An 18,029-nucleotide genomic window follows, 5' to 3' on the forward strand; every position below is an offset into this window, starting at 1 on the left:
AGGGCGAGCACGCGGGAAAGGCCCAAAACCGTTGATGCGTGCGGCGCGAGTGAGCATACTTTGCGGATGGACTTCGACGTGGCAGACCTGCTCCGTGTGGAGACCGCCGGTTGGCAGTCGCTGTGCGACGGCACCGGCGGGGATTTCTACGGATCTCTGATGACCGACGACGGCCTTATGGTGCTCGCCGACGGATCCGTGCTCGATCGCGACGGCGTCGTCGCCTCGCTCGCCGACGCGCCGGCATGGTCGGCCTACGAGATCACGCACGAGCGGATGGTCGACGTCGGCAGCGACGTGGTCGCGTTCGTGTACCGGGCCCGCGCGTTCCGCGCGTCGGGCGGGCCGCCGTTCGACGCCCTCATGTCCAGCGTCTACAGGTGGCGGGGCGGACGCTGGCGGCTCGCGCTGTACCAGCAGACCCCCGTTCCCGACGAGGAGAGCGCCGAACTCTGACGCCGCACTCTGCGACACGGTGGGGGGATTGTCAACCGGTTCCCTGCCGCCGTGGGACGGGGTGGGATGGCCTTCCGACGGTTCGACGAAAGGACCCTGATGGCCGACACGACCGAGCTGCAGAAGCTCAACGAGCTGCTGAAGAAGTTCCGCTTCGCGATGGTGACCACCCGTGCCGCGGACGGAACCCTCACCGCCCACCCCCTCACCGTGCAGGAGCACGAGACCGACGGCGACCTGTGGTTCGTCGTCTCCCGCAACGCGACGGCCGCTCAGCACGTGCAGCACGACCCGCACGTGGGGGTGTCGTTCAGCTCCAACGACGCGTGGCTCTCGCTGGCGGGTTCGGCGCAGATCGTCGACGACACGGCCAAGCTGAAGGAGGAGTGGAACTCCGGGCTCGAGGCCTGGTTCCCGGAGGGACCCGAGGACCCCGACATCGTGCTGCTGAAGATCAACGCCGAGAGCGGCGAGTACTGGGACAGCCCGGGCGGCCGCGTGGCCAGTGTGCTGGCCTTCGTCAAGCACAAGGTCACCGGCGAGCGCCTCGAGGGCGATAACGAGACGTTCGATCTCTGACATGGCGGATGCCGCAGAGGCGGGCGCGCCGCGGACCATCGTCATCACCGGGGCCAGCGATGGAATCGGCGCCGCCGCGGCGCGTCAGCTGCAGGCCGCAGGTGAGCACGTCGTGGTGGTCGGGCGCAACCCGGAGAAGACGCGCAGGGTCGCCGAGGAGATCGGGGCGCCGTGGCACCTCGCCGACTACGCCCAGCTCGGTCAGGTGCGCGATCTCGCCGCCGCGCTGCGCGACTCCTACCCGCGCATCGACGTGCTCGCCAACAACGCCGGCGGCATCTTCGGTGAGCGGGTCGTCACCGAGGACGGCTTCGAGCTGACGTTCCAGGTGAACCACCTGGGCGGATTCCTGCTGACGAATCTGCTGCGGGACCGTCTCGTCGACAGCGGGGCGTCCGTCATCCAGACCTCCAGCGTCGCGGCGCAGCGCTTCGCGCGCTTCGACATCGATGATCTGCAGGGGAAGCGCCGCTACACCGCGGGGGCTGCCTACGGCAACGCCAAGCTCGCGAACGTGCTGTTCACGAAGGAGTTGCACCGCCGGTTCTCGCGGGACGGCCTGCGCGCCGTGGCCTTCCACCCCGGAGCCGTGGCGACGAGCTTCGCCGGAGCATCCGAGGGGCCGTGGCGGTTCATGTACACGAACCCGGTGACGAAGCGGCTGCTCACCACACCGGAGCAGGGTGGGTCGCGGCTGACGTTCCTCGCCGCGGGGACGCCCGGCATCGACTGGCGGCCGGGGGGCTATTACTCCGGCAACAAGCCGGCGCGCACGAACCCGCTCGCCGCCGACCCGGCACTGGCCCGCATGCTGTGGGAGCGCAGCGCGGAGATGGTCGGGCTCTGACCCGCCGCCGGGGGCTCGATCCGCGGGGGTTCGGGGACCTTTCCGCGCCCCGCCCCCCGGTGCCGGTGGTCCGGGCGTTCGGGGACCTTTACGCGCCCCGAACCGGGCGAATCCGGGGTTCGGGGACTTTTTCGCGCCCCGAACCACCGGCATCCGGGGTTCGGGGACCTTTTCGCGACCCAAACCACCGGCATCCGGGTTCGGGGTGCGGGCGGCGCGCGGGGACGCGCGACGTTTACGCGCCCCGAGCCACGGGAGTCGGCGTTCGGCGACCTTCACGCGACCCAAACCGGGTGAATCGGGGCTTCGGCGACCTTTACGCGCCCCAAACGACAGGCATCCGGGGTTCGGGGACCGTTACGCGACCCACACCGGGTGAATCGCAGGTTCGGGACTTTTTCGCGCCCCAAACCACAGGCATCGGGGCTTCGGCGACCTTTACGCGCCCCAAACCACCGGCATCCGGGGCTTGGGGACCTTTACGCGACCCAAACCCACAGGCATGCGGGGTTCCGGGACCTTACGCGAGCCGCAGCGTCCACCCCACCGAGCACACGTCGATCGCCAGCGGCGGCGGGTCGGCGAACTTCGGGATCTGCACCTCCGCCCAGACGTCGGGGGCAAGGCCGACGCGCGGGAACGCGGTACCGGCGTGCTCCACGTCGGCATCCGCCACATAGGCGATGACGTCCAGCGCGTCGAGCTTGGTGACCGGCATATTGACCACGAGCGTCACGGCGTAGGGGCCGCCGGCGGTATCGCGGGTCGGGATGGTCATCGTGTCATCCTCGTCACCTCACGTCGGGCTCGCCAGCCCTGATGCCTCGGCGACCTGTCGCTTTAGGCTGACGCGCATGTCAGCGATGAACCTCGTACGCTCCGCCGCCGGAGCCGCCCTGCTCGTCAACGCCGTCCCGCACGGTGTCGCCGCCGTGCAGGGCACGCCCTTTCCGTCGCCGTTCTCCGATCCGCCGGGGGTGGGCCTGTCCTCACCGGCGGTGAACGTCGCCTGGAGCGGTGCGAATCTCGTCGCCGGGCGACTGCTGCTGGACCGCACCGAGGGCACGGCCGGCGAGCGTGTCGTCGCCGCGCTCGCCGCAGCCGGAACGGCGCTGGTGCTGGCGTCGTACTTCGGCCGGGTTCTGCGACCCCGCCGCCGCCGGTAGTCGGCGCGGCGGGCCGCAGCACGCGGGCTGCTCAGCCGATGGCATCCTCGCGCTTGGGCAGCACCCAACCGGGGCGCACGAAGTGGCAGGTGTAGCCGTTCGGGATGCGCAGCAGGTAATCCTGGTGCTCGGGCTCGGCCTCCCAGAAGGGTCCGGCGGGCTCGATGGTGGTGACGACCTTGTTCGGCCAGATGCCGGAGGCGTCCACATCGGCGATGGTCTCGCGTGCCACCCGCTCCTGCTCGGGGGTGACCGGGAAGATCGCCGAGCGGTAGCTCGTGCCGACGTCGTTGCCCTGACGGTTGAGGGTCGACGGGTCGTGGATCTGGAAGAAGAAGGCCAGGATGTCGCGATACGTCGTCTGGGTGGGGTCGAAGATGATCTCCACCGCCTCGGCGTGGCCGGGGTGGTTGCGATAGGTGGGGTGGTCGTTCTGGCCGCCGGTGTATCCGACGCGGGTGGAGACCACGCCCGGCTGGCGGCGGATCAGGTCTTCGACGCCCCAGAAGCACCCGCCGGCGAGCACGGCGGTTTCGGTGCCGGGGGTACGGGTGATGGCTCCGGTGTCGGTGGGTCCGCTGGTCATGATGCGTGCTCCTCGTGAGTGTCGGTCTGCAGTCTTTCAGGCCCGAGGGCCCGGATGGGTGACGCCGCCGGCTGCGGCGTCATAGACCGCAACGGATGCCGGTGCCGTTTTGGTCCCGCGAACCTGGGAGCGGCCCGTGAATCGGTCACGGACCGGAGGCGGGGCGGATGCCGGAGGCGGGCGGTGCCGCCGCGGCTCGCGGCAGGTCCTGGTCGAACGACACCCGGGAGACGAGCTCGCGGCGGCTCGCCACGCCCACCTTCGCGAAGATCGACTTCAAGTGGTCCTGCACCGTGTAGGGCGACACCCCCATCGTCCCCGCGATCGCGCGGGTGTCCCCGCCCCGCAGCACCAGCCGAAGCACCTCGTTCTCGCGCGCCGTCAGCCCGTAGGCGGCGCCGACCAGGTCGATGACGTCTTGCGGGTGGGCGTGCTCGATCGTGACGACCACGTCGCCGCTTCGGCCTTCTCCCATCAGCGGCGCCGCCTGCAGCAGCAGCCACACCCCATCGCCGCGGCGGATCCGAAGGCGCGGCATCCGTTCAGCGTCGCCCCGGGCCACCCGGCGCACCGCCGTCACCAGCGCCTGCACCGATACGAGCGGGTCGCCCGATGCGCTGTCGGCGGCGACCCGCTGCAGCGCCTCCGCTGCAGCATCGCTGCATTGCACGATGTGGTCGCGCGTGTCGACGACGATGACGGCAGGGCCGACCGCTGCGGCCTCGTCGTGCCGTACGGCACCGGCGAGAAGTCCCGTGCGGATGCCGCGGGCGAGCGCCGGGGCGAGAGTGCCGAGAAAGCCCGCCTCGGCGGGCGAGAAGGGGCGGTCATCGGCGCCGCGGAACAGCGCCAGCCCACCCCAGGGTCCGGTGCGGTCGGCCAGCAGCACGCGTGCCTCGTCGTGGAACCCGAAGAGGGGGACCATCAGCTCGCTCATCCGCGGGGAGCGCTCGATCACCCCGGAGGTGGCCGTATGCGCGGTCGCCACCACCTCCCGCCTGGCCAGCAGTGCCCGGTACGCGGTGGGGTCGTCGCGGCCGTACTCGATCTGCGCCCAGTCCCTGTCGCCGTCGTCGCGACCGGCCAGTGCTCCCGTCTTCAGCGCGCCGGCGACCATCGCGGTGGTGGGGTCGATGGTCGACAGGCACGATGCCGCGAACCCCAGCACCCTGCCGAGCGCGTCGATGGCATGCTCTGCGAAAGCAGGCAGGGCGAACCCCGCGCGGGACATCAGATCGATCTCGTCGCGGGCACGACGGTATGCAGGCGCATGGGCCATGCACGACAGTGTCCCGCTGGCGCAGGGCCGGCGCCAGACCCCCACCCTTCTGGGAGTGACAGCGCGGGTGGGCTCTGCGAGGGTGGCCTGGTTCGCACCGGGCGCGTCGTCGCCCTCCTGATCGATCCGGATGCACCCGAGATGACTCTTCCCGCCCCGCTCCTCGACGGACCCGCTGCCCTGCGCAGCGCGCTGGCCGAGCGTGTCGTGCTCGCCGACGATGTCGAGTACGACACTGCTCGGCTCTCGTGGAACCGTTCCGTCGACCGGCATCCACTCGCCGTCGCGCGTCCGGAGAGCGCCGAGGACGTCGTGGCCGTCGTGCGCGCCGCCGGGTCGGCAGGGTTGCGCCTGATGCCGCAGTCCACCGGGCACGCCGCCGCCGCTCTGCGGGGGGCGGACCTGTCGGACACCGTCATCGTCGACCTCTCCCGGCTGCGCGGCGTGAGCGTCGACCCCGAGGCCCGGTCGGCACGCGTACTCGGCGGCTCGACCTGGAACGACGTGCTGGCCGCCGTCGCCCCGCACGGGCTGACGGCGCTTCACGGCAGCGCGGGCGACGTCTCGGTGGTCGGCTACGCGCTCAGCGGCGGGGTGTCCTTCTACGCCCGCGCCCACGGCCTGGCCGTCGGGAGTGTGACGGAGGCCCAGGTGGTCACCGCGGACGGGGCGCTCGTGCGGGCCGCGGCCGACGAGAACCCCGAGTTGTTCTGGGCGTTGCGCGGCGGTGCCGGGGCGATCGGCGTCGTCGTCTCGGTGCGTCTGGAGCTGCTGCCCTATGCCGACGTGTTCGCCGGGATGCTGCTGTGGGATGCCGTCCACGCCGCCGAGGTCACCCATGCGTGGGCGCGGTGGACGGCCACGGCGCCGGAGTCGGCGACGACGGCGCTGCGGGTGCTGCACCTGCCGCCGCTGCCGGGACTGCCGCCTTTCCTGAGCGGCCGCTCGGTGGTCGTGGTCGACGGGGCGATCCTCGAGACGGATGCCGTGGCATCCGCGCTGCTCGAGCCGCTGCGTGCGCTGTCGCCGGAAGTCGACACGTTCGCCCGCATCCCCGCGCCGGCGCTCGTCGGGGTGCACATGGACCCGCCCGATCCGACACCGTCGGTGTCGGCCGCGTCGATGCTGGCGGCGCTCCCGCCGGAGGCCGCCGACGCGTTCGTGGCAGCGAGCGGGATGCCGGGGATGTTCATCACCGAGCTGCGCCATCTGGGGGGAGCTGCGGCGCGGCCGGTGGAGGGCGGCGGGGCGGTCTCGGCGGTGACGGGGGAGTACGTCGCCCACGCCGTCGCTGTGGCCCCGGTTGCCGACGCGGTGCCGGGTGCGGAGGCGGCGGTGCGCGCCGGCCTGGCGCAGCTCGCGCCGTGGCGGTCGACGGGGGTGGCGCTCACCTTCGTCGATGAGCCGGACAGTGACCGGGCACCGGCCTTCGGTGATGGACTCGTCCGACTGCGGGAACTCAAGCGGGCGATCGACCCGAACGGAATGCTTCGGGGGGCGCATCCGATCTGATCGCAGCGCGGGTCTCGTGGGGACGGGCTGGGGGACGGGCGGAGGTGCGGGCCGGAGGGCGGCCCCGCCTCCGTCCGGCGTCGGGGGACAATGGACCCATGTCCCCTGCGCTGAGCGAGATCGCCGATTCCGAGTACGTGCTGCTCACCACCTTCCGCAAGACCGGTGTCGCCGTCTCGACGCCGGTGTGGGCGGCACCCGACGGCGACGAGCTGCTCGTGACGACGGGCGGCGCTTCGGGCAAGGTCAAGCGGCTGCGTCACACCGAACGGGTGACGCTGACCCCGTGCGACGTGCGCGGCAACGTCGTCGACGGGGCAGTCGCGGTCGAGGCCACCGCCACCGTGCACGACGACGATGCGACGATGGCGCGCCTGGACAAGGCTCTGAACGCCAAGTACGGCATCAAGTACAAGATGATCCGCGCCGGCCAGAAGCTGCGTCGCGGTCAGAGCGATTCGGTCGCGCTCGTCATTCGCTGACGGCTCCACCGGCAGGGATGCTCGGACGGCGATGTCGGCCGTCACCCCCGCGAACTAACATCGAATCACCGCCCGCCATCTGAGGAGTCCCGCCGTGCCTGCAGCCGCTGACGCACTCGCCCACGCCGACGATCTCGCCGCTTTCGTCGCGGCGTCCCCGTCGAGCTTCCACGCCGCGACAGAAGTGGCGGAACGGCTCGTCGATGCCGGTTTCACCCGGCTCGATGAAACCGCGGCCTGGCCGGCGGTCGCGGGCGGGCGCTTTCTGGTCGTGCGTGACGGCGCGGTGATCGCGTGGGTCGTCCCGGCCGGAGCGACCGGCGCGACCCCCGTGCGGGTGTTCGGGGCGCACAGCGATTCGCCGGCGTTCAAGCTCAAGCCGCAGCCGACCACGGGGTCGCTGGGCTGGCTGCAGGCGGGCGTGGAGGTCTACGGCGGCCCGCTGCTGAACTCGTGGCTCGACCGCGAGCTGCGCCTGGCGGGACGGCTCGTGCTCGACGACGGGTCGTCGGTGCTGACGGCGACCGGCCCCCTGCTGCGGCTGCCGCAGCTGGCGATCCACCTCGACCGTGAGGCGAACGACCACCTGGCGCTGGACAAGCAGACCCAGACCCAGCCGGTGTGGGGCCTCGGCGAGGCGGACTCGGCGGACCTGCTGGGTGAGCTCGCGCGCGCGGCAGGGGTGGATGCCGCTCGCATCCGCGGCTACGACATCGTCACCGCCGACGCCGCCCGGGGCGAGGTCTTCGGGCGCGACGACGTGTTCTTCGCCTCCGGGCGGCTCGACGACCTCGCATCCGTGCACGCCGGGGTCGTCGCGCTGGAGCGCGCGGCCGACGGGTTCGACGCCGACCACATCGCGATGCTCGCGGTGTTCGACCACGAGGAGGTCGGGTCGGGCACGCGTTCGGGTGCGGCAGGACCCTTCCTCTCCGACGTGCTGGAGCGGGTATGGCTCGGGCTCGGCGCCGATCGTGACGCGCAGCTGCGTGCGATGGCCGCCAGCTGGTGCGTCTCGAGCGACGTCGGCCACGCCGTGCACCCGAACTACCCGCAGAAGCACGACCCGGTGGTGCGTCCCACGTTGGGACAGGGCCCCATCCTCAAGATCAACGCGAACCAGCGGTACGCGACGGATGCCGTGGGCGCGGCGGCCTGGAACGGCTGGTGCGCCGATGCCGGGGTCGCGTCGCAGGAGTTCGTCTCCAACAATGCGGTGCCGTGCGGGTCGACGATCGGCCCCATCACGGCGACGCGGCTCGGCATGCGCACGGTGGACGTCGGCATCCCGATCCTGTCGATGCACTCCGCACGCGAGCTCGCCGGCGTCAGCGATCTGTGGGACCTGCAGCGCGTCGCCGAGGTCTTCTTCCGCGGCTGAGTCGTTTCGCGACGGCGCGCGGGGCGACCGTCAGTCGGTGAGCGCCGCGGCGTAGCCGCGCACCGAGCGGTTGTAGATCGGGAGCGTCGGTTCGACCGCTTCGATCGCCACGCGCAGCGCCTCATCGTGCCGCCCCGCGCTGTGCAGGGCCAGGGCGAGGAACACCGCCGGCGCGGCCCCCACCGACGGATGCGACGGCGCGGCGCGCAGCAGGGCGATGGCCTCGTCGACCCGGCCGAGGTTGCGCAGCGTCGAGGCGTGCTGCACCGCGAGGCGGGCAGCGCGCGCCGGGTCTATGTCGCAGAGGCCCGCCGCCGTGGCCGCGGAGTACTGCGTGTCGGCATCCGCTTCGTCACCGGCGGAATCCATGGCGCCGCCGAGCTCGAAGGCGCCGAGCGCCGGATGCGGCGCCGCGGCCGCCAGTGAGCGCATGAGGTCGATACGCTCCCGGTCGTCGATGGTGTCGTCGGCCCAGAGGGCGGCGACCTGCTGCTCCCACTGATGTGCGGTCATCCGGCCAGCGTATGTCGGGCGAGCGCCGTGTTCGGAATGCGCAGGTCAGGCGTCGGCGTAGAACCGCCAGGCCAGACCCGGGTAGTCCACGACCATGCCGTCGTGGTCGACGGACAGGTCGGCCGAGAAGCTGCGGTCCTCGTTGGCATAGGTGACGGTGCGCTTGCCGGTGCGATCGTGGGAGCCGTAGTGCTGGCGTTCGCGGCGCACCTGCAGTGACGGCACGTCGACCCAGGCCGCCGTCAGCTGCTCCTCATCCCGGTCGCGGCGGTGCAGGTCGAGCCGGCGGATCGGCATGACGTTCGTCACGGGGCACAGGCCCAGATCGCAGTCGAGGGCGTCGCTGAGGTCGGTGTCGTCATCGAGACCGGGGTCGGCCCAGCGCTGGATCGCGCCGGTCTGCGTGACGGTCGCCCGCCAGGCGGCATCGCCGCCGCGGCGCAGGTCGAGCGAGCGGGACCAGCCCTTGCCGAGGGAACGCACGCGCAGGTGGTTGGTGACCCACCCGTCGCCGACATCGAGCGTCCACGACAGGGTGTACTGCTGCGTCACTGAGGATCCGTGGGCCCGCAGTCCGCTATTGCGGAACCGCACATACGCGGTGTCGACACGGGAGGGATCGTCCTCCCCGCGCCACTGATATCGCTCGCTGTCCATCCTTCCGGTCTACTCCCGGGCATCGGGCGGGGCAATGCCCTTGTGCCTGAGCGCCGTCTCGGTCAGCGCGGTGCACCGGCGGCGCCGGTGCCCGTGGGCATCCGCCGCGTGCAGCCGGCGCTCCCGCATCGCCAGGAACAGCGGGAAGGTGAACGCGAACGCCGTCACCGCCGACAGCACGATGTACAGCCACGCCCGCCGCATGCCCAGCCGACGGGCTTCGGTCACGATCAGCACGCACCCGGCGATCGCGACGACGAGCAGGTCGACGCCGAGGGAGCCGACGGCCGGACCACCGTCGAAGATGTCGCCGAGGAAGTCGCGCCCCATCACGACGGTCGACGCGTTGAGCGCGAAGGTGACGACGAGCCCGATGAGGGCGAGGGCCAGGTATACGAGCGACAGGGGCGTCCAGTGCGGCTTCTGTGAAGGCGTCATGAGGCATTGTCGCCTGGGAATGCCGTGGGAGCGCCGTCGCACCCCTGTTGACCTCGACGTCAGCGATATATCGTCGAGTATCGGTGAGACACGCCGATCAGACGAGGGGGACCACAATGAACGGTTCATTCGACAGCGGTTTCGGCTCCGGTTCCGGGGGGCGCGGCGGCGGTTTCGGCGCGGGCGGCGGCTTCGGCGGCAGCGGGGGCGGTGGCTCGCACGGGTTCGGCATCGGCGATATCGGACAGGGCATGTGGGATGCCGTGGACCAGCTGCGTCGCGCCTTCGAACCGCGCCCGAGCGGCACGAGCCGGATGGGGCGCGGCGACGTGCGCGTGGCGGTGCTCAGCCTGCTGGCCGAGCGGCCGATGCACGGCTACCAGATCATCCAGGAGATCGAGGATCGCAGCGGCGGATCGTGGAAGCCCAGCGCCGGCAGCGTCTACCCGACGCTGCAGCTGCTGGCCGATGAAGGCCTGATCACCGCGGAAGAGGCCAACGGTCGCAAGACCTACGCGCTCACCGAGGCAGGCCGCATCGAGGCGGACGCCGTCGCGGGCAAGTCGGCGCCGTGGGAGGGCGCCTCGAAGGAGAACGCGCGCATGACCGCGCTGCCCAAGGCGGGCATGGAGCTCGCTCAGGCCGCCGCGCAGGTGGGCCGGTCGGGCTCGCCCGAGCAGGTGCACGAGGCGGTCGAGATCCTCAACGACGCGCGCCGCCGGCTCTACGCGCTTCTCGCCCAGGACTGAGCAGCGTGACGGAGGAGCGCCGGGGGCGGCAGATGTCCGTTCCCGGCGTGGGGGACACGCGCGCTCGTTCCCGCCGCATCCTGCGCTTCGCTGCGCGTTACCTCGTGCAGTCGTGGTGGTACGAGTTGTTCCTTCCGCGCTTCGGCCTCGGGCGCTTCGTCGCCCGGGGCCGTGCGGCGCGGATGACGCGCATCGCGCAGCGCTTCCACGTGCTGGCCGTCGATCTCGGCGGGCTCATGATCAAGGTCGGGCAGTTCATGTCGTCGCGGCTCGACGTGCTGCCGCCCGAGATCACGAAGGAACTCGAAGGGCTGCAGGACGAGGTGCCGCCTGTGCCGTTCCCCGCGATCCGCGCGGCTGCCGAGGCCGAGCTGGGCATCGCGCTCGACGTCGCCTACGCCGCGTTCGACGAGGTGCCGGTGGCTGCGGCATCCCTCGGCCAGGCCCACCGAGCCCGCCTCGCGGCGCTCGACGAGGAACTCACCGGGTTCGCCGATGTGATCGTGAAGGTGCAGCGTCCCGGCATCCAGGAGATCGTCGACGTCGACCTTGCTGCGCTGCGCCGAGTGGGGCGGTGGCTCAGCCGCGTGCAGGTGGTCGCCCGTCGGGTGGACATGCCGGCCCTCGTGGAGGAGTTCGCCGCGACGAGCAGGGCCGAGATCGACTACCTGCTCGAAGCGGGCAACGCGGAGCGGTTCGCCGAGAACGCCGCCGACGACCGGCGGGTGAGCGTGCCCGAGGTGGTGTGGGAGCGCACCACGCGGCGGGTGCTGACCCTGTCGGATGTCACGGCGATCAAGGTCACCGACGTCGACGCGCTGCGGGCGGCGGGCATCGACCCGGCCGAGGTCGCGCACACGTTCGCATCCGTCATGTTCGGGCAGCTGTTCGGCGACGGGTTCTTCCATGCCGACCCGCACCCCGGGAACATCTTCGTCACCCCGCTCGCGACGCCCGACGGCGGGCGCGGTGCGGATGCCGGGGGATCGCCCCCCTGGGTGCTGACGTTCATCGACTTCGGGATGATGGGCGAGGTCACCCCGACGCTGCGCCGAGGGTTGCGCAGGCTCGTGATCGCTGTTGCCGCACGCGATGGGAAAGGCCTCGTCGACGGCATCCGGGATGTGGGGGTGCTGCTGCCCTCGGCCGACACCCGTGAGCTGGAGCGGGCGATGACGCAGCTGTTCGCGCGCTTCGGCGGGATGGGCTTCGCTGAGCTGCAGCAGGTCGATCCCCAGGAGTTCCGGGACTTCGCGGTGGAGTTCGGTGACGTGGTGCGGGCGATGCCGTTCCAGTTGCCCGAGAACTTCTTGCTGATCATCCGGTCGATGTCGCTGGTGTCCGGCGTATGCAGCTCGCTGCAGGCGGACTTCAACCTGTGGGACGCGGTCGAGCCGTACGCCGGCCAGCTGCTGCGCGACGAGCGGGGCAATGTGCTGCAGGACGCTGTCACGCAGGCGGCGTCGACGGCGTCGATCGCGGCAGGGCTGCCGCGGCGGATCAACGACGTCATCGAGCGGATCGACGAGGGCGCGATCGCCGTCGAGACGCCGCGGCTCGACCGGCGGCTGGCGCGGCTCGAGCGGGCGGCGCGGCGGGTCGTGTCGGCCATCCTCTTCGGCGGTCTGCTGGTGGGAGGGGTGCTGCTGCGTCCCGCCGAGGAGGCGTTCGGCACTGTGCTCATGGTCGCCTCGGTGCCGCCCCTGCTGCACGCCCTGTTCGCAGGGATGGTGGGCCCGCGCGGTCCCGCCTGAGGCGCCGCGGGGCGGTGGAACGGCGGAGCCGCGGGGAACGGTGGAGCGGCCGGCTCAGGTGGTACCCGGCTCGGCACGCTCCCGGCACCACTCGACGAACTTCTTCGCGCGACCATCGGGAGCGAAGTGCACCTCCCAGAGGTTCACCCAGTTGGTGTCGCCCGGGTAGTCGATCGTGCCGCGGATGATGCCGAGATCATCGTTCTCGATCAGTACGTCGAGATCGTGCTGCGGGTCGGCGCCCTCGGATTCCGGCCATGCAGCGAGGATCGCGTCGATCCCCCGCGCGGGATCGGGGTCGTCGGGCCGGAACCAGTATTCGGCATCGTCGGCGAAGATGGCGCGGACGTCGTCGGGGTTCTCGGTCTGCCAGGCGGTGATGTAGCCGTCCAGCCAGGTGCGTGTTCTGCTCATGGCGATGGTCTACTCCGGGGTGCGGACACTGCGCAGTGGGATTGACAGGCGGTCGGGCGGTTCGGTCGGGCGGTTCGGTCGGGCGGTTCGGTCGGGCGGTTCGGTCGGGCGGTTCGCCTCAGAAAGGCGCCGGATCGAACTCGGGTTCGGTGGCGAAGGCGACCTCGCTGACCGGGCGGTCGATGTACACCCGACCGGTCGGGGAGGTCCACCTCAGCACGCCACCGGCGTCTTGCTGGACGCGCCAGGGAGAGTGGTGCTTGCCGCTGTGATGTCGTCTGCAGAAGTGGGCGAGATTCGCGATCGCGGTCGGTCCGCCGTGCGCGTGATCGATGGTGTGATCGATGTCGCACAGACGCGCCGGTATCCGGCAGGCGGGGAACCGGCAGTGCTGATCGCGCGTGCGCAGATGCCGGCGCATCTCTTCGGAGGGACGGTAGCGGTCGACGGCGAGAACGGCGCCCGAGACCGGGTGGGTGAGGATGCGGTCCCATCCGGGTGCCCCGGCCGCCAGGGTGCGCGCTGTCACAGCGTCGATCGGCCCGTGCCCGACGAGGGTGGTCGGCTCGAATGGGTCGGCGACATGATCGCCGATGAGCGTGAGTACCGGCACCGTGACCTGGATGTTCGCGCGGATCGCCTCACGTCCGCCCGGGATCGATACCGAGGAGGGCATGCCGGTGAGCAGCAGATCGCTCAAGGCGTCGGCCCGCAGCTCATTCAGGGTGCGGGTGTCGGGGGTGGCATCCGACGGGACGTCGTCGACCGGGAGGAGCGCGTCGTCATCGTCCGAGGCGCTGCGTGCGGTCTGGGCGATGCGGGCGATCTGCGAGATACGGTCGTACGCGCCGTGGGCGAGTGCGGCGGGGAGGATGGCGACGAGTTCGGCCATGCCGTCGTCGAGGTCGGTGAGGGAGACGCTGCGCCGCAGCCGTGCCTGCCGGTGGCGCTCGTCGAAGGTGGTCTCGGCGAACCACTGGGCGCGCAGCCGCGCGATCGGCGCCACCCGCGTGGCCGCTTCGGATTCGGCGTAGGGCAGGATGGCGGCTTCGTACTTGGCACGCAGTTCAGGACGCGCGATGATCGCGCCGTTGCCGACGATGACCCGCACGTGGGCGCTGGAGATGCGGCCCGCCTCGAGCGACGCGAGGGTGGCCGGGTAGTCGTTGACGAGGGTGGCGGCATCAGCCATCTGGCGCTGCACGGTGCGGTCGCTGACCCGCCAGGCGGCGGCGATCTCGGATGCCGCGATGCGGTGCGGCATCTCGGCTTCGGAGCGGTGCTGCAAGCCGGCATCCATCACCCAGTCGTCGACGATGGCACCGCTCGCGGCGAGCAGCCGGGCCTCGTGCGCCTGCAGGCGTGCCATCTGCTGCCGCACCCCGACGAGGTCGGGAAGCACCTCGCCGAGCCGGTCGACAGCACGCGCAGCGGCTTCGTCGGCGGGGAGGTACCTGGTTCTCGGCATGCATCCATTGTCGCGCAACCCTAGGACATTTGTTCGAGTAACAGCAGTGCCTGTGGATAACGTGCAACGACGAGCGGGGCGCCCAGCCAGCGGTGCGGCCGCTCGGGGGGAGTCAGGCGCGAATCTCACGGGGGCGGCGCAGGAGCGCACGGAGCCCCAGTCCGATCGCCGCCACGACGATCGCCGTCAGGATCGGTCGCATCGCCAGTGCCGGCTCGAACAGCGCCATGCGGAAGACCCCGAGCCCGTAGTCGAGCATGTCGGCGGGGCTTTCCGCCAGCACGCGTGAGCCGACTGCATTGGTCAGGCCGGTGACGACGGCCGGGGTCACCCACACGATGACGATGGCGGCGATGGCCGCGATGACCCTTCCCGCCGTCGACACTCCCGTCCACGTGATCGCCGCGCCCACCAGCACGGCGGGCACCCACTGCACAAGCCACAGGGCAGCGGGGAACTCCGGGGGAAAGGAGCCGAAGGGCACGATGATCGCAGACAGCCACCCGCCCGCGGCGGCCGAGCCCACCGCGAGACCGATCAGCGCGCCGGCCTGCGGCGCGGTCGCGATGAGTGTGGTCGCTGCCAGGCCGATGGCGATCGTGAGCACGCTGCCGAGGGTCAGCCCCGTCACATAGATCGCCGATTCTGTGCGCTCCTGCAGCGTTGCGGCCACCGTGGCGGCGGTCTGCGCGACGGCACCCAGCTGGACGAGGCCCACACCCGCAAGCAGAAAGCCGGTTGCCCGCCGTCTCGAGCGGGCGCCGAGCGCGCGGCCGCCGATGCCGGCGAGGGCAGCACCCACGACGATCACGGAGAGGATCAGCCCCACGGCGTATTGACTGAACGGCAACAGGATGATCGGCGGGACGCCGGGCGTGAACGCCCACAGGTTCTGCGTCGGCATCCGCGCTCCGGTGAGGAGCCAGGGGAGGAGCCCGACCAGCGCGGCCGTCGCCCCGGTGAGCGGAAAGAGCCAGAGCGGACGGGTGCGCTGCGGGACCCTCTTCACCGACCCGGACGTGATGGGCTCGGGATTCATGGCTTCTTCGATGGGCTCGACGCGGACCGGCGGCGCCAGCCTACGTGCGGGTGAGCGGTGTCAGGGAGCATCACCACGGAGCCGCCCCGCCGGATCTTCCGCTGGGCTCCCCGTCGAGCGGGCAGGTGACGCAAGACGAAGGCGCCGGTGGCGGGCTGAACCCGCGCACCGGCGCCTTTCGTCGAAGCTCAGTACCAGCCGACGGACTGCGAGTGGCCCCAAGCGCCGCACGGAGATCCGTAGCGCCCGGAGATGTATCCCAGGCCCCACGCGATCTGCGTCGCGGGGTTGGTCTGCCAGTCGGCGCCGGCGCTGGCCATCTTGCTGCCGGGGAGCGCCTGCGGAATGCCGAAGGCACCGCTGCCGGCGTTGTACGCCTGGTAGTTCCAGCCCGATTCCTTGTTCCACAGCGACACGAGGCATCCGAACTGGTCGTCGCCCCAGCCGTACCCGGCGAGCATCGAGTGCGCGGTGGCCTGGGCATCGGCCGGGCTTGTGCCGCCCACGGCGCCGCCGGAGGCATAGACGGGGCTCGGGCTCGCGGGAGCGGACGAGCCGCCGGAGCTGCTCGGGCGCGCAGCGGCCTCGGCCGCCTCTGCCTCCGCGGCAGCGGCGGCCGCAGCGGCCTCCGCCTCGAGTCGGGCCTGCTCGGCAGCAACGCGCTCGGCTTCGGCGGCGACGGCGGCATCCAGTCGGCCGCGCAGGCCGGCGGTCGCCTCGTTCACCGTGCCGGTCTCGGCGGCGACCTCGTCGGTCGTCTCATCCAGGTCCGCGAAGGGAAGTGCCTGTGCCCTCTCGAGCTGCTGCACAGCCGTCGAGAGCCCTGCGGTGTCGACGGTGGTGTCGGGCGCGCCGATGTCGAGGCCCGACGCGGCGATGTCGGCGGCGACGGCCGTGGCCGCGGCGACAGCGGCCTGCGCCGCGGCGAGCGCCTGGTCGGCCTCCGAGGCGGGGTCGTCGGCCGTCTTCACCTGCGCGGCGGCCTCGGCGTGCAGGGGCGTCGTGGACGACGCCAGCTCGAAGACGGGCGGCTGTGCAGCCCACGCGAGCGAGGCGGCGGGGGTGCTCGCGGTGGAGCACGCTGCCGCCACGATCCCGACCGCGAGCGTCGCGACGGCCAGCAGCGGGCGGCGGCGCAGACGGCGTTCGGTGTGACGCGTGCTGCGGCGGGTGGGGTTCGTGGTGGTGTCAGAAAGCAAGAGTCAGGACCGGTTCCGTAGTCGAGGGCGCACCGAATGCCGGCGCGTCGAATCCGTTCGGGCGGATCAGGTGGCCCACTCTTGGGGAGGTTTCTGGACGCTTCCGGTGCGTTACCTGACCGTTACCTGGGCGCGACTGAAGGAAAAGGCGTGGTCAGACCGCTGTTTTTCCGGTGGGTCACTGGGATCTAGGCGAACCGCACCCAGTTCGCGCCTGCGCCGGTTTCTGCGCGTTCCAACAGGTGCAATCCCTCATCCTCGACGGCGTAGAGCGACACTGTGGTCGATCGCTCGCCTGCCGCGACGAGGTATGCGCCGTCGGGGCTGACGGCGAATCCGCGCGGCTGCGGCTCGGTCACAGTGAAGCGCTCGGGAGCCGAGACCGTGCCGTCGGCGGCGACTGCCACGGCGCCCAGGGTGCTCTCAGTGCGCTCCGAGCACCACAGTCGCCGGCCGCCGTCGGAGAAGTGCAGGTCGGCGCCCCAGATGTAGTGATTCGCCATGGGGTCGGCGCCGAATTCGCTGTGGCCGAGACCCTTCGTCGTGTCGTACGCCGTCGTGGTGTCCTGCAGCGTCAGCACCCCTGTTTCGGTGTCCCTGGCGTAGTGCAGCACCTCACCGGAGAACTCGGTGAGGACGTAGACGGCATCCTCGGCATCGTTCAGCACGAGATGGCGCGGGCCGCTGCCGGCGGGGGCGGCGACCGTCTCGGGGCCCAACGGGGTGAGGGACAGTTCGTCCTCGAGGGCGTACTGCGCGACGAGGTCGGCGCCCAGCGACACGAAGTAGGCGAAGCGCCCGTCAGTGCTGGGGAGCACCGAGTGCAGGTTCGGGAAGTCGATGCGCGAGATCGGCGCGCTCACCACACCGTCAGCGATCCCGCAGGTGATGCCGAGGCCGCCGCTGTAGGAAGCGCCCAGCAGTCCGGTGCCGCCTCGGGTGAGGGCGAGGTAGTTCATGCTCCCCGGCACATCACGGCGCGACTGCGGGGTGAGCCGCCCGCTTTCCCGGTCGAGGGACAGAGTCAGGATGCCGGCGGCGTCACCCTCGGCATCGCCCTTGACTCCGGCGTAGACGAGGTTGCGTTCGGTGTCGACGGCGAAGGTCGAGCACCCCTTCACGCCGTCGGTGACGGCCAGTCGCTCCAGCTCACCGTCGGCGAGGCGGAACGTGCTGAGGGAGCCGTCGCCGGCGTTGGCGACGAGGACGAGGCGCGAGTCGGTCATGTCTCGATCGTAGGAGGCCACGCGGATCGACGCGGAGGGGTTGCGCTGGCGTTTCATTCGGCTCCCCGTGTGGGCCGGTCGTTGAGCGAGGGAGCGCAGCGACCGGTGAGACGTGGTCGTTGAGCGAGGGAGCGCAGCGACCGAGACGAAGCGCGGTTCGGCCGGTGGGCGGGGCGTTTCGTCTCGCTGCGCTCGCTCAACGACCACGGGGCGGGGGCGTTTCGTCTCGCTGCGCTCGCTCAACGACCGGAGGGTGCGCGCTCGCTCGACGACCGGGGCGGCGT

20 protein-coding genes are annotated in these 18,029 nt (G+C 71.3%); 9 read left to right on the top strand and 11 right to left on the bottom strand.

Features of this window, described 5'->3' with window-relative positions; genetic code table 11:
• Window positions 1-66: 66 nt before the first annotated feature.
• From QNO26_RS03640 to QNO26_RS03650, 3 genes are all read left to right on the top strand, one after another.
• Window positions 67-456 (top strand): nuclear transport factor 2 family protein, encoded by a 390-nt coding sequence (locus tag QNO26_RS03640; RefSeq protein ID WP_257525960.1) that lies wholly within the window; start codon window positions 67-69, stop codon window positions 454-456.
• A 99-nt stretch (window positions 457-555) separates the two neighbouring features.
• Complete coding sequence (locus tag QNO26_RS03645; RefSeq protein ID WP_257525959.1) at window positions 556-1,035, top strand: pyridoxamine 5'-phosphate oxidase family protein; 480 nt, start codon at window positions 556-558, stop codon at window positions 1,033-1,035.
• 1 nt (window position 1,036) lies between these two features.
• Window positions 1,037-1,882 (top strand): SDR family NAD(P)-dependent oxidoreductase, encoded by an 846-nt coding sequence (locus QNO26_RS03650; RefSeq protein ID WP_257525958.1) that lies wholly within the window; start codon window positions 1,037-1,039, stop codon window positions 1,880-1,882.
• A gap of 520 nt (window positions 1,883-2,402) precedes the next feature.
• Here the strand turns inward: QNO26_RS03650 and QNO26_RS03655 are convergent.
• Window positions 2,403-2,660: a hypothetical protein gene (locus QNO26_RS03655; RefSeq protein WP_257525957.1), complete on the bottom strand. Its 258-nt coding sequence runs from the start codon at window positions 2,658-2,660 to the stop codon at window positions 2,403-2,405.
• Window positions 2,661-2,736: 76 nt separating this feature from the next.
• Here QNO26_RS03655 and QNO26_RS03660 point away from each other — a divergent pair, with 76 nt between their 5' ends.
• The gene (locus QNO26_RS03660) at window positions 2,737-3,048 is read left to right on the top strand and encodes a hypothetical protein (protein ID WP_257525956.1); all 312 of its coding nucleotides are present in this window, start codon (window positions 2,737-2,739) and stop codon (window positions 3,046-3,048) included.
• Between the two features lie 31 nt (window positions 3,049-3,079).
• On the opposite strand, the gene msrA is transcribed toward QNO26_RS03660, so the two are convergent.
• Window positions 3,080-3,634, bottom strand: coding sequence for a peptide-methionine (S)-S-oxide reductase MsrA (msrA, locus tag QNO26_RS03665; protein WP_257525955.1), 555 nt, complete (start codon window positions 3,632-3,634; stop codon window positions 3,080-3,082).
• A gap of 145 nt (window positions 3,635-3,779) precedes the next feature.
• On the bottom strand, window positions 3,780-4,913 hold the full coding sequence (locus QNO26_RS03670; protein WP_257525954.1) for a helix-turn-helix transcriptional regulator: 1,134 nt from the start codon (window positions 4,911-4,913) through the stop codon (window positions 3,780-3,782).
• A 141-nt stretch (window positions 4,914-5,054) separates the two neighbouring features.
• Here QNO26_RS03670 and QNO26_RS03675 point away from each other — a divergent pair, with 141 nt between their 5' ends.
• The 3 genes from QNO26_RS03675 to QNO26_RS03685 all read left to right on the top strand — a co-directional run bounded on the left by QNO26_RS03675 (window position 5,055) and on the right by QNO26_RS03685 (window position 8,288).
• Window positions 5,055-6,425: an FAD-binding oxidoreductase gene (locus tag QNO26_RS03675; protein WP_257525953.1), complete on the top strand. Its 1,371-nt coding sequence runs from the start codon at window positions 5,055-5,057 to the stop codon at window positions 6,423-6,425.
• 98 nt (window positions 6,426-6,523) lie between these two features.
• Window positions 6,524-6,907, top strand: coding sequence for a PPOX class F420-dependent oxidoreductase (locus QNO26_RS03680; protein ID WP_257525952.1), 384 nt, complete (start codon window positions 6,524-6,526; stop codon window positions 6,905-6,907).
• A gap of 94 nt (window positions 6,908-7,001) precedes the next feature.
• Window positions 7,002-8,288, top strand: coding sequence for a M18 family aminopeptidase (locus QNO26_RS03685; RefSeq protein ID WP_257525951.1), 1,287 nt, complete (start codon window positions 7,002-7,004; stop codon window positions 8,286-8,288).
• Between the two features lie 30 nt (window positions 8,289-8,318).
• Here QNO26_RS03685 and QNO26_RS03690 read toward each other — a convergent pair whose 3' ends face one another.
• From QNO26_RS03690 to QNO26_RS03700, 3 genes are read right to left on the bottom strand one after another with little or no spacing between them, the layout of a single operon-like run.
• Window positions 8,319-8,801 (bottom strand): tetratricopeptide repeat protein, encoded by a 483-nt coding sequence (locus QNO26_RS03690; protein WP_257525950.1) that lies wholly within the window; start codon window positions 8,799-8,801, stop codon window positions 8,319-8,321.
• Window positions 8,802-8,846: 45 nt separating this feature from the next.
• Window positions 8,847-9,458 carry a putative glycolipid-binding domain-containing protein gene (locus QNO26_RS03695; protein ID WP_257525948.1) on the bottom strand — a complete coding sequence of 204 codons (612 nt, stop codon included), beginning with the start codon at window positions 9,456-9,458 and terminating at the stop codon, window positions 8,847-8,849.
• Window positions 9,459-9,467: 9 nt separating this feature from the next.
• Window positions 9,468-9,896 carry a DUF2834 domain-containing protein gene (locus tag QNO26_RS03700; protein ID WP_257525947.1) on the bottom strand — a complete coding sequence of 143 codons (429 nt, stop codon included), beginning with the start codon at window positions 9,894-9,896 and terminating at the stop codon, window positions 9,468-9,470.
• 116 nt (window positions 9,897-10,012) lie between these two features.
• Here QNO26_RS03700 and QNO26_RS03705 point away from each other — a divergent pair, with 116 nt between their 5' ends.
• Both QNO26_RS03705 and QNO26_RS03710 read left to right on the top strand, forming a co-directional pair.
• The gene (locus QNO26_RS03705) at window positions 10,013-10,645 is read left to right on the top strand and encodes a PadR family transcriptional regulator (protein WP_257525946.1); all 633 of its coding nucleotides are present in this window, start codon (window positions 10,013-10,015) and stop codon (window positions 10,643-10,645) included.
• A 32-nt stretch (window positions 10,646-10,677) separates the two neighbouring features.
• Window positions 10,678-12,399 (top strand): ABC1 kinase family protein, encoded by a 1,722-nt coding sequence (locus tag QNO26_RS03710; RefSeq protein WP_257525945.1) that lies wholly within the window; start codon window positions 10,678-10,680, stop codon window positions 12,397-12,399.
• 54 nt (window positions 12,400-12,453) lie between these two features.
• Here QNO26_RS03710 and QNO26_RS03715 read toward each other — a convergent pair whose 3' ends face one another.
• From QNO26_RS03715 to QNO26_RS03735, 5 genes are all read right to left on the bottom strand, one after another.
• Entirely contained in the window at window positions 12,454-12,813 is a 360-nt protein-coding gene (locus QNO26_RS03715) for a nuclear transport factor 2 family protein (protein ID WP_257525944.1), read from the bottom strand.
• A gap of 118 nt (window positions 12,814-12,931) precedes the next feature.
• On the bottom strand, window positions 12,932-14,281 hold the full coding sequence (locus QNO26_RS03720; RefSeq protein WP_257525943.1) for an HNH endonuclease signature motif containing protein: 1,350 nt from the start codon (window positions 14,279-14,281) through the stop codon (window positions 12,932-12,934).
• A 112-nt stretch (window positions 14,282-14,393) separates the two neighbouring features.
• Complete coding sequence (locus QNO26_RS03725) at window positions 14,394-15,320, bottom strand: hypothetical protein (RefSeq protein WP_257525942.1); 927 nt, start codon at window positions 15,318-15,320, stop codon at window positions 14,394-14,396.
• Window positions 15,321-15,508: 188 nt separating this feature from the next.
• Entirely contained in the window at window positions 15,509-16,519 is a 1,011-nt protein-coding gene (locus QNO26_RS03730) for an aggregation-promoting factor C-terminal-like domain-containing protein (RefSeq protein WP_257525941.1), read from the bottom strand.
• 188 nt (window positions 16,520-16,707) lie between these two features.
• Window positions 16,708-17,745, bottom strand: coding sequence for a lactonase family protein (locus tag QNO26_RS03735; RefSeq protein WP_257525940.1), 1,038 nt, complete (start codon window positions 17,743-17,745; stop codon window positions 16,708-16,710).
• Between the last annotated feature and the right edge of the window lie 284 nt (window positions 17,746-18,029).

Source organism: Microbacterium sp. zg-Y1090 (assembly GCF_030246945.1).
In the GTDB taxonomy this organism is placed as follows: domain Bacteria; phylum Actinomycetota; class Actinomycetes; order Actinomycetales; family Microbacteriaceae; genus Microbacterium; species Microbacterium wangruii.

Coding starts and splice junctions, on each gene's coding strand:
- QNO26_RS03640 (WP_257525960.1), top strand. CDS start 67: ATGGACTTCGACGTGGCAGACCTGCTCCGTGTGGAGACCGCCGGTTGG.
- QNO26_RS03645 (WP_257525959.1), top strand. CDS start 556: ATGGCCGACACGACCGAGCTGCAGAAGCTCAACGAGCTGCTGAAGAAG.
- QNO26_RS03650 (WP_257525958.1), top strand. CDS start 1,037: ATGGCGGATGCCGCAGAGGCGGGCGCGCCGCGGACCATCGTCATCACC.
- QNO26_RS03655 (WP_257525957.1), bottom strand. CDS start 2,660: ATGACCATCCCGACCCGCGATACCGCCGGCGGCCCCTACGCCGTGACG.
- QNO26_RS03660 (WP_257525956.1), top strand. CDS start 2,737: ATGTCAGCGATGAACCTCGTACGCTCCGCCGCCGGAGCCGCCCTGCTC.
- msrA (WP_257525955.1), bottom strand. CDS start 3,634: ATGACCAGCGGACCCACCGACACCGGAGCCATCACCCGTACCCCCGGC.
- QNO26_RS03670 (WP_257525954.1), bottom strand. CDS start 4,913: ATGGCCCATGCGCCTGCATACCGTCGTGCCCGCGACGAGATCGATCTG.
- QNO26_RS03675 (WP_257525953.1), top strand. CDS start 5,055: ATGACTCTTCCCGCCCCGCTCCTCGACGGACCCGCTGCCCTGCGCAGC.
- QNO26_RS03680 (WP_257525952.1), top strand. CDS start 6,524: ATGTCCCCTGCGCTGAGCGAGATCGCCGATTCCGAGTACGTGCTGCTC.
- QNO26_RS03690 (WP_257525950.1), bottom strand. CDS start 8,801: ATGACCGCACATCAGTGGGAGCAGCAGGTCGCCGCCCTCTGGGCCGAC.
- QNO26_RS03695 (WP_257525948.1), bottom strand. CDS start 9,458: ATGGACAGCGAGCGATATCAGTGGCGCGGGGAGGACGATCCCTCCCGT.
- QNO26_RS03700 (WP_257525947.1), bottom strand. CDS start 9,896: ATGACGCCTTCACAGAAGCCGCACTGGACGCCCCTGTCGCTCGTATAC.
- QNO26_RS03705 (WP_257525946.1), top strand. CDS start 10,013: ATGAACGGTTCATTCGACAGCGGTTTCGGCTCCGGTTCCGGGGGGCGC.
- QNO26_RS03710 (WP_257525945.1), top strand. CDS start 10,678: ATGTCCGTTCCCGGCGTGGGGGACACGCGCGCTCGTTCCCGCCGCATC.
- QNO26_RS03715 (WP_257525944.1), bottom strand. CDS start 12,813: ATGAGCAGAACACGCACCTGGCTGGACGGCTACATCACCGCCTGGCAG.
- QNO26_RS03720 (WP_257525943.1), bottom strand. CDS start 14,281: ATGCCGAGAACCAGGTACCTCCCCGCCGACGAAGCCGCTGCGCGTGCT.
- QNO26_RS03725 (WP_257525942.1), bottom strand. CDS start 15,320: ATGAATCCCGAGCCCATCACGTCCGGGTCGGTGAAGAGGGTCCCGCAG.
- QNO26_RS03735 (WP_257525940.1), bottom strand. CDS start 17,745: ATGACCGACTCGCGCCTCGTCCTCGTCGCCAACGCCGGCGACGGCTCC.